This window comes from Enterococcus sp. AZ103 (genome assembly GCF_051714685.1).
Lineage (GTDB): Bacteria > Bacillota > Bacilli > Lactobacillales > Enterococcaceae > Enterococcus_A > Enterococcus_A alishanensis.
In genome coordinates this window covers 850,065-865,752 of the sequence record NZ_JBIOSI010000001.1, presented here as the reverse complement: position 1 = coordinate 865,752, position 15,688 = coordinate 850,065, and the positions used below count along the sequence as shown (strand labels likewise).

Annotated in this window: 15 protein-coding genes; 5 read left to right on the top strand and 10 right to left on the bottom strand. The window is 35.5% G+C overall.

The genetic code is table 11. The features are described 5' to 3' along the window. Positions 1-5: 5 nt before the first annotated feature. On the top strand, positions 6-1,517 hold the full coding sequence (locus tag ID741_RS04365; protein ID WP_218327346.1) for a helix-turn-helix domain-containing protein: 1,512 nt from the start codon (positions 6-8) through the stop codon (positions 1,515-1,517). A 68-nt stretch (positions 1,518-1,585) separates the two neighbouring features. On the opposite strand, the gene ID741_RS04360 is transcribed toward ID741_RS04365, so the two are convergent. Then, positions 1,586-2,338 carry a LytR/AlgR family response regulator transcription factor gene (locus ID741_RS04360; protein ID WP_218327347.1) on the bottom strand — a complete coding sequence of 251 codons (753 nt, stop codon included), beginning with the start codon at positions 2,336-2,338 and terminating at the stop codon, positions 1,586-1,588. A 1-nt stretch (position 2,339) separates the two neighbouring features. Then, positions 2,340-3,641: a GHKL domain-containing protein gene (locus ID741_RS04355; RefSeq protein WP_438719172.1), complete on the bottom strand. Its 1,302-nt coding sequence runs from the start codon at positions 3,639-3,641 to the stop codon at positions 2,340-2,342. Between the two features lie 230 nt (positions 3,642-3,871). On the opposite strand from ID741_RS04355, the gene ID741_RS04350 reads away from it, so the two are divergent. After that, entirely contained in the window at positions 3,872-4,108 is a 237-nt protein-coding gene (locus ID741_RS04350; RefSeq protein ID WP_218327349.1) for a hypothetical protein, read from the top strand. Positions 4,109-5,098: 990 nt separating this feature from the next. On the opposite strand, the gene ID741_RS04345 is transcribed toward ID741_RS04350, so the two are convergent. Then, on the bottom strand, positions 5,099-5,671 hold the full coding sequence (locus tag ID741_RS04345; RefSeq protein ID WP_438720446.1) for a TMEM175 family protein: 573 nt from the start codon (positions 5,669-5,671) through the stop codon (positions 5,099-5,101). A gap of 140 nt (positions 5,672-5,811) precedes the next feature. Between ID741_RS04345 and ID741_RS04340 the strand changes: the two genes are divergently transcribed. Further along, the gene (locus tag ID741_RS04340) at positions 5,812-6,006 is read left to right on the top strand and encodes a hypothetical protein (protein WP_218327350.1); all 195 of its coding nucleotides are present in this window, start codon (positions 5,812-5,814) and stop codon (positions 6,004-6,006) included. A 33-nt stretch (positions 6,007-6,039) separates the two neighbouring features. Here the strand turns inward: ID741_RS04340 and ID741_RS04335 are convergent, their stop codons facing one another. Beyond that, positions 6,040-6,804, bottom strand: a complete 765-nt coding sequence (locus ID741_RS04335; protein ID WP_438719171.1) for a C39 family peptidase — start codon at positions 6,802-6,804, stop codon at positions 6,040-6,042. A 71-nt stretch (positions 6,805-6,875) separates the two neighbouring features. After that, positions 6,876-7,658: a C39 family peptidase gene (locus ID741_RS04330; protein ID WP_438719170.1), complete on the bottom strand. Its 783-nt coding sequence runs from the start codon at positions 7,656-7,658 to the stop codon at positions 6,876-6,878. 198 nt (positions 7,659-7,856) lie between these two features. Between ID741_RS04330 and ID741_RS04325 the strand changes: the two genes are divergently transcribed. Beyond that, a complete protein-coding gene (locus tag ID741_RS04325; RefSeq protein ID WP_218327353.1) occupies positions 7,857-8,615 on the top strand; it encodes an SDR family NAD(P)-dependent oxidoreductase in 759 nt (252 codons plus the stop codon). A gap of 455 nt (positions 8,616-9,070) precedes the next feature. Here ID741_RS04325 and ID741_RS04320 read toward each other — a convergent pair whose 3' ends face one another. Beyond that, positions 9,071-9,889 carry a ZIP family metal transporter gene (locus ID741_RS04320; protein ID WP_218327354.1) on the bottom strand — a complete coding sequence of 273 codons (819 nt, stop codon included), beginning with the start codon at positions 9,887-9,889 and terminating at the stop codon, positions 9,071-9,073. Positions 9,890-10,082: 193 nt separating this feature from the next. On the opposite strand from ID741_RS04320, the gene spxB reads away from it, so the two are divergent. After that, the gene (gene spxB, locus ID741_RS04315) at positions 10,083-11,804 is read left to right on the top strand and encodes a pyruvate oxidase (protein ID WP_438719169.1); all 1,722 of its coding nucleotides are present in this window, start codon (positions 10,083-10,085) and stop codon (positions 11,802-11,804) included. Between the two features lie 42 nt (positions 11,805-11,846). Here spxB and scrK read toward each other — a convergent pair whose 3' ends face one another. The 4 genes from scrK to ID741_RS04295 all read right to left on the bottom strand — a co-directional run bounded on the left by scrK (position 11,847) and on the right by ID741_RS04295 (position 15,681). Further along, a complete protein-coding gene (gene scrK / locus ID741_RS04310) occupies positions 11,847-12,725 on the bottom strand; it encodes a fructokinase ScrK (protein WP_438719168.1) in 879 nt (292 codons plus the stop codon). Positions 12,726-12,813: 88 nt separating this feature from the next. Continuing rightward, positions 12,814-13,713 carry a ketose-bisphosphate aldolase gene (locus ID741_RS04305; RefSeq protein WP_218327357.1) on the bottom strand — a complete coding sequence of 300 codons (900 nt, stop codon included), beginning with the start codon at positions 13,711-13,713 and terminating at the stop codon, positions 12,814-12,816. Positions 13,714-13,726: 13 nt separating this feature from the next. Then, complete coding sequence (locus ID741_RS04300; RefSeq protein ID WP_218327358.1) at positions 13,727-14,581, bottom strand: class II fructose-bisphosphate aldolase; 855 nt, start codon at positions 14,579-14,581, stop codon at positions 13,727-13,729. 14 nt (positions 14,582-14,595) lie between these two features. Beyond that, positions 14,596-15,681, bottom strand: coding sequence for a PTS fructose transporter subunit IIC (locus ID741_RS04295; RefSeq protein WP_218327359.1), 1,086 nt, complete (start codon positions 15,679-15,681; stop codon positions 14,596-14,598). Positions 15,682-15,688 lie beyond the last annotated feature (7 nt).

Below are 15,688 nucleotides of genomic sequence, written 5' to 3'. Positions count from 1 at the left end.
TCGTTTTGAACACTATTTTATTTGATAAAAACACCCAAAAAAAAGTGGTTCTAGTAGGTTATTTAAGCACATTGCCGGAGGGCCAATATACGATTCATAAATTAAGCGCTGCCTTAAATTTTTCTTATGATGCAACTTTATTGTTAGTCAATGGGGTCCACCGCGATTTTAAAGAACTAGGATACGGTGCCTTCTTAAGCCCTCAAAACAAAATTCTTTGGGAACCTAAAAATTATAATCCCAACAATTATTTACAATTGTTGGTTCATCATTCGATGCCTTATCAATTTTTACTTTCGACTTTAATCGAACCAAAATTAACTACCGATCAGTTTTGTAAAAAACATCAGATTAGCCGTGCTACACTAGCTCGACGCTTAACTAAATTTGGTAGCTATGTGCGGAAATTTGGCGTTCGGATGAATCTTTCAAAAATGACTTTAATTGGTTCTGAAGTTCGTATCCGAATGCTGTATTTTTGTTTCTTATGGACTGGAAAATTTGGTCTTGATTTAATAACAACATATGAAAACCCAGAGAACGAAAAACTTTTCTTAGAAAAACTAAATAACGAGTGGTTAGACCACATTGTCTTCAAAGAAAAATGGATGGTACTGACGATTTCACGGATTCGTTATTTGCAAGGTCACTTGATTGAAGATGATTTGTTAGACGACCTAGTTTTCCCTGAAGCTTTATGGGAAATTCAAGATGTGGCAGAGGATTATATTGAAGATAAAAATACACTAGTAAGAGAAGTTCGTTTTGTCGGTTACATGTTACTTTATGTCCCTCATTTTGTAAATCATCCTGACAAACGCTTATCTGTCATTAGTTATTACTATCAAAAGCTGCAATTCAAAGGAGACCCTTTGGCGACAGCAACAGATTATTTATCTAAAGAAATTAACAATAAAATTCTGCGGCAACAATTATCCATCGAAGAAGAACAATTGATGCGAGCAAATATTTTTTCTGCTTTATTAAACTTATCTATTTTACATGGTACAACACCAATCTTTCATCAAATGAGCGCCCGAATGGATTATGAACATCCAGATTATCAATATATCAAAGAAATTATTTCGGATATTTTGCCTGCTATTGAAGAAAAGCCAGAATTGAAATGGCTAGTTGATTGTCATGATGACTTTGTTGATGATTTAGGTGAAATTGTTTATCTTTTCTTAATGGATGAAAAGGTGACTGAGAAATTAAAGGTTGCCTTGGTGCCATCGCCTAACTTTGTCATGGTTAATTATTTAATCATGTTTTTAAAACATTTAGATTTTGTCGAAATTTACTATCATCAACCAAACAACTTTATTGCTGACTGTTATTTAACAACTTTCTCGGATTTACTCGAGCCAGAAGAAAAACCTTATTTTATCGTACCAATCGAAGCAAGCAAGGAATACCAAAGTGAATTATTTGATAAATTATGGAAACTTTATCTGCAAAAAATTCATTACGAACGCCCAGCAGATGAAAATTTAATTGAAGAAATCGAAAAATAAGTCCTATTAAAAAGCGTTGAAAGAAAATCCCTGGATTTTCCTTCAACGCTTCTTTGGTGGACTTAAAATCAAACTTTTTTCCCAATACTTATTAATTTTTGTTCCAGTTTTTTTATTTTTCTTACAGAAACGAAGGCCTTCTCACCATTAGAAAATGTACAACTCCGATCAGTCTTATCCAGCAGAACAATGTTATTAATATTCACTAAATAGGACTTGTGAGTTCTGTATAAGTAGTCTGGATAAATATCTAGATTTTCGATCTTATCATAGAAATGAATCGTCCTGTTCTCCAAATGAAGCTTTAATCTATGCGAATTAGTAGAGGTTTCAATGAACATAACTTCTTTAATAGGAATAAATTGGATTTGATTGCCTATTTTTATTTTTAAAAATATTTCTTGAGTATTGTTTTCAGAAAAATATTGTTTATTTGTATGATTAAGGGCTTCAATTACTCTGTTTTTAAAATGTGCGACGTCATCTTTAAGAATATAATCGAGTGCCTCCGTTTTATAAATGAAGGTCAATGGCGCAAATTCTTCGTGAGTCGTCACAAAAATTATTTTTCCCAATCCGTCTAGCTTTCTAATCTCTGCAGCTAATTCGATGCCATTCATTGATGCTTGTAGATCTATATCAAAAAAATAAATACCATTTTTTATTTTGTTTTCTTCTACATAACGAATCACTTCATTTGGGTTGTCTGTAGAGAGTTGAACATGCATATTTAATTCTTCAATCATCACATAATTCTCAATGATTTTATTCAGCTCAGTTCGTTGTATTTGGTCATCTTCGCATATGATTATTGAAAGCATGTCAATCTCCATTTTCTAAGATAATTTTTTGTGAAAAAGTATTGTTAGCTATTTCAGTATCAATAAATATGTTCTCACTTGATTCTACTAGCATTTCCAAATTACTTAAACCTAAACCACGATTGGCACCCTTCGAAGAATAACCTTTCACTGAAAGAGCATGTAAAGGCAACAGATCCGCTCGTGTAGAATTTTTCAAAACAATCACAACATGATCTGCTTCATTCAAAAAAAGAACAATTAATTTTCCTTCTTTTAAATCCGCCAATTCCTCAATCGCATTGTCTAAAATAATGGCAAAGATACGAGTTAGCTTTAAAAAATCAAATTTCTGATTAATCGCAATTTCTTCAGGAATATCCAGAATAATCTCTATCCCTTTATTTTGAGCGAAACTTAATTTAGTAGTGAAAAGACTTCTTAGCTCTGGCGATTTTATTTGATTCAATTTATTTAGCTTTAGCAAATTACTTTGAAACATTGATCTGGTTGGTTGAATGACCTTGTCAAAATATTCGTGGGCACCCTCCATGTCATCATTGGTAAAAAAATATTCCAGTGAAGAAATGATATTTAAATAATCATGTCTAAAACTCCGCAGCTCATTATACTGTCTCTCAGTCTCTTCCTCATATTTTTTCATCAATATATATTCAGCCTCTTTACTCTTCATTTCATATTTTAAAGCGTTATTTTTATTTTCGAAATAGAGAATACTGAAGAGAAAAATAATTAGAAATAGATAAATAATAATAATAAAATATTTTAGAAAAAGATTCTCTACATAGTTAGCAACTAACCAATAGGTATCGTAAATAAAAATAAGTAATGTCAAAAAAATAGATACATAAGAAATAATTTTTTTCTTTTCTATATATGGATATATGATTTTTTTGAAACATCTTACTAATACTACAACAAGACCAAAAGTAGCCACTAAAATAACTGTCATCCAAAATAACTGTTTTGTTCCACTATTTGCTCTTATTAGCAATGACATAGGAATCCTTGTAACAACTGTAGTAATACTCTCAATCAGATAAGGAACGATTGAAAAAAGTAAAGAAGAACTGCTATATTTTTTTTCGGTGGAATACAAACTAAGTAGAAAGTAACAAACCAGTAAAAACAAAGAGTCTAGATTGGAAAATCCTCTTCCTAACAAAAGACTCAAAATTAAAACCAAAAAAAATATAACTTTAACTCGAGTTTGTTTTTTATAGATATCGTTTAAGAGAAAATAAGCAAATGAAAATACTATTAAATGTGAGATACTAATGTATTGAATAAATAAGCTTACCATTACTGACACCCCGTCTTCATTGAAGTAAACCTTTCTAAAGTATAATTGATTATTTTCAAAGTTACAATTACTCAAAGTTGTTTTAAGCCGAAAATAGAATAAATTCTGTCTAAAAATATATTTTTTTATACGTTCAGGTATACTAAATCAACGAACAAGTTGCATTTGATAAATTATTATGACCTTGTCATATACTAACATTAGAAAAAATCACTAATAGGAGGAATAAAATGAAAAAAAAGCTAAGTGTTCTATTATTATTGTTTTTTATCTCTTCATCTTTCTTTACTTCAGAGGTTTTTGCCAACGAAAATGTTACAGGAATTTCGAGTTCTTCTGTTAATGCAGAACCACGAGCTGCAACAATAAAATATTGGTTTAATGGTATACCACCCAAAAATTATAACGGAAGAATAAGAATTGATTATTATAAGTATGCTGGAGGCTATATAGGAGTATATTTCTAAGTCAAACAATCTCAATGTTCTTACTTTCAGAGAAATCAACATAAAAGCAGGAGAAGCCTATCACACTAGGCTCTCCTGCTTTTTTAAAACACTTTTCAACTGTTTAACTAACCTCTCACTTCCGCTAAAATCCCCATCATGTAGCGTAATAACAGCACCATTTAAAATAATTAATTTATCTAGAAAATCTTGTTCATTCGAATTTGAATTCTCCAAAACTGCTTGTACTTTATTGATTGCTGCTGGATATTTTTTACAGTACTCAATTTGAGCCTCTAGTTGTTTATAACTTGAAATTGTGTAAAATTAAATATTGTCATTAATCCAGCTAACATTAATCAATTCATCATATTTGTCTTTATTAGTACGCACAATAAAAATTATTAAAGATTGTTTCCTCGGTGTTAACGTTTGTCACTCCACATGCAAATAACCCGATTCCAAAAATTAATCCTAGTCCTGGTTTAATTTTTTTCACAATCATTCACCTCGTTTATTTTGTGCTTTAAAGACCTATATTTGAATCTAGTAACTTGTTTTATTTTAACTTTTTCATTATTACCCCATTGTTAAATCCCCATAATGCTTCATTCACCTGATTACATCTTTAATCCATAACCAGACTTATACCGATCAAATCTTGTTTCCATACCATTTTTAATGCGCTATTTTCAGTTCATAATTGTACTCCTGTTATTATGAGAGGTAGTGCTTTGATAATTGAATAAAGTTCCAATCAAACCGATTTATCTTTTTCTCATAGATCTCCTCCCACTATTTTTTTCAACTTTTCTACTTTATCTTATTATAATTTAGAGGAAGAATCGTTTTGAATTTATGTCCTAATCGTTCGAAATTATTACTTAAACGTACACTATAAAATATCAAACAAAGACGAGAAAAATTTTTTGTTATTAAAAATTCACCAAAAAAATAAGCTATTTGTCACTGGAATTTTCAGCAACTAAATAGCTTATTTCTTATTGCAAGTTACAATGTTTGTTCAACTTTTTTCTCAGGGATAAACCACAGTAATAACACAAATACATTCACAATCAAAACAGCAAGTGGTGTAATTAATGCTCCAGCAATCAAAGCCAGTACTGGTAATACAATTGACCATTTCAATTTAGGATAATGATTGAATAATTGACCAATTGGTGATTGTTTACCATTTACTCTCACTAAAGCTCTCACTAATAAGTAGTAAGCCACATCTGTCCCTAAAATAAGCATCCCGAATAATGCTTGTGGTGGCCAAGCTAGCGGATGTTCTCCTACCCAAGCAGTGGTGAATGGAAAAAGTGTCATCATCAAAATTAATAAGTTGTTAGCCCATAAAACGACACCATCGACTCTTTTGACTAGTTGGAATAAATGATGGTGATTGTTCCAGTAAATAGCTAAAAAGATAAAACTAATAAAATAGATTGCTAGCTTGTGACCGTCTTCTCCTAGGGCTGCCCAGCTAGCGTCTTTAGGTATCGGTAACTCCAACACTAGCAAGGTCATCACAATCGCAATTACTGCATCAGTAAAAGCTTCAATTCGTGATTTTGACATCGCTTGTCCCCTTCTTTCCATTAATAATCTCCATTATTTAAACAGTAATCTTTCTGATTGTCAATTATCCGTCTTAAGTTGGATTTCAAGTAACAATTGTTCTGCTAAACTATGGGTAAAGATGAAAGAGGGAAATAAATATGAAAAATAATAGTATCGTTGTCAGAATATTAATGGTCATTGGTTTCTTTGTTGTTGCAAGTATTGCTTTGAGACTTTTAGGTGTTGTTTTATCAGTTGGCTTTAGTTTGTTCTTCAAATTGGTTATTCCATTAGCCATTGCATATTTCTTGGTTAATTGGTTAACAAATAGACGCCGCAGTAACTACCGCTAAAAAAAAGTCAGTCGAAAATTTTTCGACTGGCTTTTATAATTTATCTAGATAAAGTGACTGTTGGCCCAATTGCTGGTAAATATCTACCAATTCATCGTAAGCCACGCTGCGATTTTTTATTCCATAAGGGTCATTGACGAACACCTCATTTGTCGCTGGATCGTAGCCGGTAAGTACAACTGAATGAACCAGTGGCGTCACACTGAGAAGTCCTTCGTCAGTCGGCCAATCTTCAAAATCTTCTTCGGTAGGCACTTGCAAATCAACGGTCGCCACAATCCAAACTGGCTTTCCGTTTTGAACCTGCCGTAAAAGCTCATCGAAAGAATATTTTCCATCTCCCGCAACTACTTGATAGCTGTCTGCAACATATCGTTTTGCTAGTTGTGCTATAGGTTCCACTGCTACGCCCATTGCCAACTCACCAGCTTCAATGTCTCCAACGAAACCTTCATGGGGATTACCATAATTATCCGATTCTGTTGTAAAAGGAACATACGTAAGTTCATCCGCCAATTGATTTTTATCCGTATCATAGCCATAAAACTTTAACAACATCGATAAAGCTGTAACTTCACAACCATTTTCTAAGGGATCATCTTCAAATTGATTTTCTAACGGCACATCTAATACAATTGATTTTTCGGAATCCAAAGAATTTTCAGTGGGCGTCGGTTGCTGTTTGACTTTTTCAGATGCCGTTGGCGCGGCTGTATCTTCAGCCAAAAAATAACCAATTATGCTAATTATAGACAAGCAAGTGATCATCACTAATACTATTTTTTTGGAAAATTTCATCGTTAAACCTCTATTTCCTATCAGTAATAGTATAGTAACATGTTGACTTCATTTATGTATTTAAATATTTGCTAAGCTGCTTCAAGATAGAGAGATTGACTGCCCATTGCTTCGTAAATTGTTGCAAAATCATCATAACTGACTACGCGATTTTTATAACCAAAAGGATCATTTAAATAAACCACTTCTGCTGATTCATCATAACCAGTAATCACCACCGAATGAATCAAAGGACTAACGGTAAAAGTTCCTTCATCTGTTTCCCAAGTTCGAAAATCGTCTGCTGTCGGTACAACCAAATCAGCGGTCACGATGGTCCAAACTGGATCCCCGCCTGCAACGACTGCCAAAATATCTATAACATCTGCTTCACTACTGCTGATTACTTGGTACTGACTCTCGTCAACAAATTCTTCCGCCAATTCAGCAATCGGTTCTACCGCTACACCCATTGCTTGCGTGCCTCCATAAATATTTCCAACAAATCCTTCATGAGGATTGCCATAATTTCCTGAAGCAGTAATCAATGGTTCATAAGTTAATTGATCTGCCAGTTGATTCTTATCCACTTGATAATCATAGGTATTCAGTAACATCGATAAAGCGGTCACTTCACAACCATTTCCTAACGCACTATCAGTAAACTGATTTTCTAGCGGTACATCAATCAAGATTGTTCCGTCACTATCGTCTAAATCCTCTATTCCTGAATAAGTTTCTACCTCGTCATCTGTCAGTGCGGTGACATTTTTTGCTGAAGCATTTGGATTTTCTGGACAAAGATATAAATAATAAACGATGGCTACTAACGTCAAGTTAATAAGCAAAAGTAGATTCTTCTTTCGTAATTTCATGCGTTCACTCCTCAATAACGTCATATTAAAGAAGAAAATTGAAGTTTTATTGAAAGGATAAAGACAAATTTACGGCTAAAATCTTCTTATTTAAAGAATAAACTTATATTATCGTAATAATTTCAGCCATTTTATTTGAGAAAAGGCTTACAATTTGCTACGGTATAAAAGTAAATACTATCAAGGAGGAATTTTATTATGAAAAACTATTTAGATTTAACTGGTCACGTGGCAGTCGTGACAGGAGCTTCATCTGGTTTAGGTCGTGAATATGCTAAAGCTTTAGCTGAAAATGGTGCCAAAGTTGCCATTATGGCTCGCCGTGTCGAACGTTTAGAAGAAGTAAAAAATGAAATTGAAGCCGCTGGCGGAGAATGTTTGCCAGTTCCAGTGGATGTATCTAACGAAGATGCTGTCGTATCAGCTGTTCAAAAAGTCGTAGATCACTTTGGCAAAATTGACATTTTAGTCAATAATGCTGGTGCAATTAAAGTAACACCATCGGTTGAATTAACATTAGCAGATTGGCAAAAAGTCGTAGATGTTAGTTTAACTGGTTATTTCCTGATGGCTCGAGAAGTCGGTAAACATATGATTGAAAACAATTACGGTCGCATTATTAATACAGCTTCTATGTTTGGATTAATTGCCGGATTCCACATGACGAACTTGGCCTACAATGCCACAAAAGGTGCCGTACCAAACTTTACCCGCAGCTTAGCACAAGAATGGGCAGAATATAATATTACTGTGAACGCCATCGCACCAGGAATGTTCCCAAGTGAAATGATGGTTATGGACGACTCAGTAGAACAATTATTAAAATTCCGCGCACCAGTCGGCCGTCCTGGTAAAATCGAAGAACTATTAGGTCAGCTATTATTGTTTGCTTCTGAAAATTCAGCTTATACAACTGGTCAAACCATTGCGATTGATGGTGGTTGGACAGCGGTGTAATGCTTATCTCCTAAAAATAAATGAAAGACTTTGTAGGAAAAAATTTCCTCAAAGTCTTTTTTTTGCTAAATAATACTACGTTTTTATTTTTAGATAAACGGGAATTAGGATTTTCTTTATAAGAATATAATCCATTAAAGAAATAAATATAGAATTATTTAATCTATGTCAGCAGAGTAAATGTAGCAAACTCTACAAAAACTAGAAATATTTTTTAAAGTTCTATAAACAATAGCTAGCATAACACTAACAATTCATTCTCCTAATACTTGATAATTATTTCATCAGTAGTAATGGATTTTCTGCGAAATATGGAATTAGCATCTATGTTTAAAAAAGCTAGACTGTTTGAACAAGAACGAATGACCCAGTTTTAACCAACTCACAGACCTCACCTCTTTTAAACAAAAAAGCTAGAAACCTCACACAACAAGGTTTCTAGCTATATTTATCATTTACCCCAACGCAACATCCAAAATCATCATAATAATAAATCCGGTCATCGCACCAAGCACGCCCGAATGATGTTTACTATCAGTAGTTGCTTGCGCCTCAGGAATTAATTCTTCTACTACTACATAAATCATCGCTCCAGCTGCAAAAGATAAAGCATAAGGTAATAATGGTTCCACTCGAGTAACTAATAATGCTCCGATTACTGCAGCAATTGGTTCTACCAAACCAGAAGCTTGTCCATATAAAAATGATTTCGTACGACTTAAACCTTCTTGTCGTAGAGGAATCGAAACAGCAGCACCTTCTGGGAAGTTTTGAATCCCGATTCCTAATGAAACTGAGATGGCCGCTAGTACTGCAGCGGCTGGATTAGCTGCTTCACTGGCTGCGCCAAAAGCAACGCCGACTGCTAAACCTTCTGGAATATTATGCAGAGTTATCGAAAAAACTAATAAAATTGTTCTTTTTAAATGACTAGGAATCCCTTCTTTTTCATGATTTGGTCCAAAATGCATGTGAGGAATTGTCTTATCAGCAATATATAAAAAGACCCCACCTAAACCAAAACCAATACTGACAACTAGCCAAGGAATCGATCCGTTTTCAGTTGCTGCTTCAATCGCCGGATCTAATAAAGACCAAAAACTAGCAGCAATCATTACACCTGAAGCAAAACCCAACATTAAATTTAGAACATTCCGATTAATATTTTTAAAGAAAAAAACCATCCCCGCACCTAATGCGGTCATTCCCCAAGTAAATAAAGTACCCACTAATGCTTGCTGCCAAGCAGCTAAGCTTAATAACCAAGTCGTCATTTTCTGCCCCTTCCAACTTTTACTATTTTATTATAATCATTCAATAAAAATAAAACGTTTACTATAATATGATTTTATCATAAGTTTAGGTGCACCTGCAAACTCTCTCAAGAGCTTTTCTTTGGTAGTGATTATAATTAAGAGTATAATAAAAATTATTAAAATACTTACAAAAAGAAAGTGAGTGACAATGATGGCTAAAATTAATGCTGGTGTCGCAATGGTAAAAGTTTTTGAATCTTGGGGAATTGATCATATTTATGGTATTCCTGGTGGTTCTTTCAACTCAACAATGGATGCCTTATATAAAGAAAGAGATTCAGTCAAATATGTTCAAGTGCGTCATGAAGAAGCTGGCGCAATTGCCGCAGCCGCTGATGCAAAATTAACTGGAAAAGTCGGTGCTGTTTTTGGTTCCGCTGGACCAGGTGCAACTCATTTGATCAACGGTTTATATGATGCACAAATGGATCATGTACCCGTGGTTGCTTTATTAGGTCAAGTTGCTTCAACTCAAATGAATTATAATTCTTTCCAAGAACTAAACGAAAATCCAATGTTTGCGGATGTTTCTGTTTATAATCGGACAGTGATGACACCAGAAAGCTTGCCTCACGTTGTCGATGAAGCCATTAAAGCAGCTTATCAAAATAATGGTGTTGCCGTTGTAATAATTCCAGTTGATTTTGGATTTGCTGAGATTGAAGATTTATCTATTTCGACTGCTGCCAATCATAAAACTGGTGTCTTACAACCAGAAGATACTGATTTAAAAGAAGCTTTACCATTAATTGAAGCCGCTCAAAAACCAGTTCTTTATGTTGGACAAGGCGTTCGTGGTGGATTCGATGCCGTTAAAGCATTTTCTGAACATTTTTCAATGCCAGTTGCCGCTGCTGTTTTAGCAAAAGGAATTATTCCTGATGCTTATGAAAACTTCTTAGGTTTTGCTGCTCGGGTAGCTACAAAACCAGCTAACGAAGCTTTAGCAGCTGCTGATTTGATTGTTTTTGTTGGTAGTGATTTTCCATTTGCTGCTTACTTCTTCAATCCTGCAGCGAAATTCGTACAAATCGATATTGATGCAACAAAATTTGGTCGCCGCCACAAAACAGATGTCTCTATTTTAGGTGATGGTGCCAATGCTTTAAGAAAATTAGTCGCGTTAGGAAAAGCACGGCCTGCTGACAAATGGTTAGCTGCTAACCAAGAAAATATTAAAAACTGGCATGCATGGCGTCATAGCTTTGATAATGATGCACAAACACCTTTACGCCCTGAACCAATCTTTAAAGAAATCAACCGTATTGCTGAAGATGATGCCATCTTTGTAACTGACGTAGGGAATGTAACAGTCAACAGCATTCGTCATTTAAATATGAACGGCAAACAAAAATTTACCACTTCTGGTTGGTTTGCTACGATGGGTTATGGCGTACCTGGCGGAATTGCTGCTCAATTATCTTATCCTGATCGCCAAATCTTTACCTTAGCTGGTGATGGTGGTTTTGCGATGCAAATGCAAGATATCATCACTCAAGTAAAATATAACTTACCGATTATCAATATCGTATTTTCTAACCAAGCCTTTGGTTTCATCGAAGCTGAACAAGAAGATACTGAACAACAAAAATTTGGTGTCTTTTTAGATGATGCTGATTTTGGTAAAGTTGGTGAAGCTTTAGGTGCTGATGGTTTTACAATTACTAGCTACGATCAATTAGAACCAGCTTTCACTGCTGCAAAAGCTAGCAAACGCCCTGTTGTGATTGATATTAAAATTGAAGATGCACGACCTTTACCAGTGGAAGAATTAATATTAGATCCTGAAAAATTCTCGGCTGAAGAAATTCAAGCTTTCAAAGAAAAATATCAAGTTCATGATATGCCAACTTTAAATGAATTATTGAAATAAACTAAAAATCGCCTCGCCCATTAATTTGGACGGGCGATTTTTTTAATTGTGTAAAGCAGCTTCTTTCGCCATCGCAAAACAACCGACAGTGGCTGCATTATCTTCCAATGCTGGAAATACAATGTATTGTTCTAAAGCTGGTACTTCCACATAGTCATTAACTAATTTTGTGAAGGCTTGACGGACATTTTTCATCATTTGTTGTTGTTTCATCACACCGCCGCCCAAAATAATTACTTCTGGACGTAATAGCAACGTCGTATTATAAACACATTGTGCCAAATAATAAGCTTCAATTTCCCAATAAGGATCATCAGCAGCTAAATCTTGACCTTTTTTCCCTAAACGTTTTTCAATGGCTGGGCCAGCTGCCATTCCTTCAAGACAATCTCCATGAAATGGACAAGCGCCAGCAAAATCATCTTCTGGATGGGGTTTGACTTGCATGTGGCCCATCTCAGGATGACTAAAGCCTTCAATCAAACGGCCCTCTTGAATTGCGCCGCCGCCAACCCCGGTCCCAATCGTATAATAAACGGCACTATTTAAGCCTTTACCGCTACCCGCCACGTATTCACCATAAACAGCTGCATTTACATCGGTTGTCCAAGTCATTGGAACCGAGAAATGTTTTTTTAGTTCGCCGATAAAATCATAATGTTGCCAAGGAAGTTTTGGCGTAGAAGTGATATATCCGTAAGTCTTTGAATCTTTGTGAATATCAATCGGACCGAATGAACCAACGCCGATAGCTGCTAAGTCTGTTTGATGTTGCTGAAAAAAAGCAATCACATTTGGCATTGTTTCTTCAGGTGTTTCAGTTGGAAAGCTAACCCGTTCAATGATTTTAAAATTTTCATCACCAATGGCGCAGACAAATTTTGTCCCACCAGCTTCGATACTGCCATAAAATTTTGTCATCTCTTCACCTCATAGAAATCATTTTATTTATGATATGGGAAAAAAAGCAGGCAGTCAACATAAGTTGTCAACTGCCTGTCTCAATTGTTTATTGTAAATCACTGCGCCATGGTTGTTGATTGGCTTCACGATATAGTTTTGCTTTACCAGTTGAGTTAAACAGTCCCATTTTTTGTGTGACTACTTCTTTGGCTGCATCAATACAATCTGGATAAATCGCATTCGGATCCCAAAGCTCTGTCGAAGCTAAGATTTCACGACATTTTTTGTAAAAAGCGTATTTGTAGTCGGAAGAGATATTAACTTTTTGAATACCAATTGCAACTGCTTTAGCAATTTCTTCATCTGGATTAGCAGACCCTCCGTGTAAAACTAATGGAATCGAAATTTTTTCTTTGATTTCTTCTAAAACATCCATTTTCAATTCTGGTTTTACATCTTTTGGATAGATTCCGTGAGCTGTACCGATTGCCACCGCTAAAGTGTCGATACCCGTTTCTTTTACAAAGATTTCAGCATCTTCTGGTTTAGTATAGACAACTTCACTCACGCCGCCTTCAACCGAAGTCCCGGTACTACCAATCGTACCTAATTCTCCTTCAACTGAAACATTTAACTTATGACAAACATCCACCACTTCTTTTGTCACAGCAATATTTTCTTCAAATGGTAATAGTGACCCATCAATCATGACTGAGCTAAAACCACAATGAATGGCCCGCATGATACTTGCTAAGCTATCGCCATGATCCATGTGCACTACGAAAGGTACGCTAGAATTTTTTACTCGTGTCATCACATATTGGAAAAAGTCATCTTTAGTAAAATCCAATTCAGTTGGGTGAACGGCAATAATCGCTGGTGAATCGTTTGCTTCTGCTGCTTCCACTACAGTTCGGAAGAAGTTGCTATCTGCCACATTGAAGGCTCCTACTGCAAAGTTGTTTTCTTGTGCGACGGTTAATAATTCTTTCATGTTTAATAACATATTTAATACGCTCCTATTTTGATTTATTTATTGACCCTGAAAGTCGAATATATTTTTTTACCATTTCTTTTCCGGCAGCCATACTTTGATGAACCAAGGCTGGGTAGTCTACTTTTTCCCCTTTAGCCAATTCTTCGGTTAAAAAGGCTGCTTGTGCTGCCATAAAATCTGAGCCGACATTGATTTTGTTAATCCCTAATTCAATAGATTTTTTGATATTTTCTTCACCAGCACCAGAACCACCATGTAACACGAGTGGTAAATTGGTTGCTGCTTTGATTTTTTCTACGATATCAAAACGAAATTCTGGCACGAAACCTTCTGGATAATCGCCGTGAGTAGAGCCATAAGATAAGGCGAGACAATCAACACCCGTTTCATTAATAAACTGGATGGCTTCATCTACATCAGTAAACATCTGATCGTTGGTCCAATTGTCACCAGCGACCGCTCCCATATTCCCAACTTCCGCTTCGACACTGGCATTATAAGTTTGAGCAAAGTCCACCATATTTTTAGTAATCCGAATATTTTCCGCTAAATCATACATGGAAGCATCCATCATTACACTGGAGAATCCTTCATGCAGACATTGCTTCACAAAAGCGACATCTTGTCCGTGGTCTAAATTAATCGCTACATCGACACTGGCTTTTTCTGCCATCCGTTTAATAGGCAAAGTTAAATATTCGTATCCTAGATGCATTTCCAGATGTTCTTGTAATAAATCAACGATAATCGGTGCCTGTAATTCTTCTGCTGCGTGAATCACGGCTTGAGCAGTTTCTAAATTGAAACAATTTATTGCCATGACTGCGTACTTTTCACGATTGGCTTTTTGCAACATTTCTCTCATTGAGACATACATGTTTTACTGTCCTCCTAAGAAAGAGTAATATCTGACAAGTCCATTTCTTCCTCTTCTTCTGCTTCGAACTGTTCTTCTTCGACCGGTTCTTTTTTCAGTACAAACAGGAGCACACCGGTAATTGCTGAACCAATTAATAATGCCAACATGAACAATAATGGATTAGTCATCGCTGGAACAATAAACAGTCCGCCTGAAGGAACAGGAGAACCAATGCCCCACATCATGCTTAATCCGCCACCTACAGCAGCACCGACAGTACAAGAGAAAATTACTCGTAATGGATCGACTGCGGCAATCGGAATAACGCCTTCTGTGATCATACAAATACCCATTGGAAAAGCGATTTTGATATTGTCTTCTTCGCCTTTAGAATATTTTTTCTTGCGGAATACTTTTGATAATACCCATGAAATTGTTACGCCAAACGGTGGGACCATTGATGCTAAAATTTTCACTGCTTCTGGTTCGAAAACACCTTCTAGTAATAAACCATCTGCAAATAATGAAGCGACTTTATTGACTGGTCCACCAAAGTCAAAGGCTGCCATGCCGCCTACAATAGCACCGAATAAGAAGCGGCCGCTACCTTGCAGACTATTTAAGAAATTGGTTAAGGCTACTGTCGCCCAGACAATCGGCACACCAATTACGAAATACATTAATAATCCCATAACTAAAGTTGATACTAATGGCACAATCATCATCGGCATTAAACCTTCTGCCCATTTTGGTACTTTCAAATTGTTGATGATGAATTTTACTAAGAAACCAACTAGATAACCACCTAGCATTCCACCTAAGAAACCTGCGCCGATACTGTTAGCAATCAAACCCATGAATAAACCTGGTCCAATCCCTGGTCGATCAGCAATTGAATAAGCAATCGCACCGGAAATAACTGGCGCCAATAATCCCATTCCTAGTACACCTAAAGAAACTAAGGCATCAGGAATTGAATAAGCTGCACTGTAATCTTCAATCACTGCCCCGCCAGTTAAATTTCCGATGGCGATTAAAAGTCCGGCAGTAACAACGATTGGCAACATGTAGGAAATGGCTGTTAGGGCGTGCTTCTTCAACTCTAATTTTTTTAACATGTAACTT

Excerpts from the sequence above, each read along its gene's own strand:
- ID741_RS04325 (WP_218327353.1), top strand. The coding sequence starts at position 7,857 with ATGAAAAACTATTTAGATTTAACTGGTCACGTGGCAGTCGTGACAGGA.
- scrK (WP_438719168.1), bottom strand. The coding sequence starts at position 12,725 with ATGACAAAATTTTATGGCAGTATCGAAGCTGGTGGGACAAAATTTGTC.
- ID741_RS04300 (WP_218327358.1), bottom strand. The coding sequence starts at position 14,581 with ATGTATGTCTCAATGAGAGAAATGTTGCAAAAAGCCAATCGTGAAAAG.
- ID741_RS04345 (WP_438720446.1), bottom strand. The coding sequence starts at position 5,671 with ATGTCAAAATCACGAATTGAAGCTTTTACTGATGCAGTAATTGCGATT.
- ID741_RS04350 (WP_218327349.1), top strand. The coding sequence starts at position 3,872 with ATGAAAAAAAAGCTAAGTGTTCTATTATTATTGTTTTTTATCTCTTCA.
- ID741_RS04330 (WP_438719170.1), bottom strand. The coding sequence starts at position 7,658 with ATGAAATTACGAAAGAAGAATCTACTTTTGCTTATTAACTTGACGTTA.
- ID741_RS04320 (WP_218327354.1), bottom strand. The coding sequence starts at position 9,889 with ATGACGACTTGGTTATTAAGCTTAGCTGCTTGGCAGCAAGCATTAGTG.
- ID741_RS04335 (WP_438719171.1), bottom strand. The coding sequence starts at position 6,804 with ATGAAATTTTCCAAAAAAATAGTATTAGTGATGATCACTTGCTTGTCT.
- ID741_RS04305 (WP_218327357.1), bottom strand. The coding sequence starts at position 13,713 with ATGTTATTAAACATGAAAGAATTATTAACCGTCGCACAAGAAAACAAC.
- ID741_RS04340 (WP_218327350.1), top strand. The coding sequence starts at position 5,812 with ATGAAAAATAATAGTATCGTTGTCAGAATATTAATGGTCATTGGTTTC.
- spxB (WP_438719169.1), top strand. The coding sequence starts at position 10,083 with ATGGCTAAAATTAATGCTGGTGTCGCAATGGTAAAAGTTTTTGAATCT.
- ID741_RS04355 (WP_438719172.1), bottom strand. The coding sequence starts at position 3,641 with ATGGTAAGCTTATTTATTCAATACATTAGTATCTCACATTTAATAGTA.
- ID741_RS04295 (WP_218327359.1), bottom strand. The coding sequence starts at position 15,681 with ATGTTAAAAAAATTAGAGTTGAAGAAGCACGCCCTAACAGCCATTTCC.
- ID741_RS04360 (WP_218327347.1), bottom strand. The coding sequence starts at position 2,338 with ATGCTTTCAATAATCATATGCGAAGATGACCAAATACAACGAACTGAG.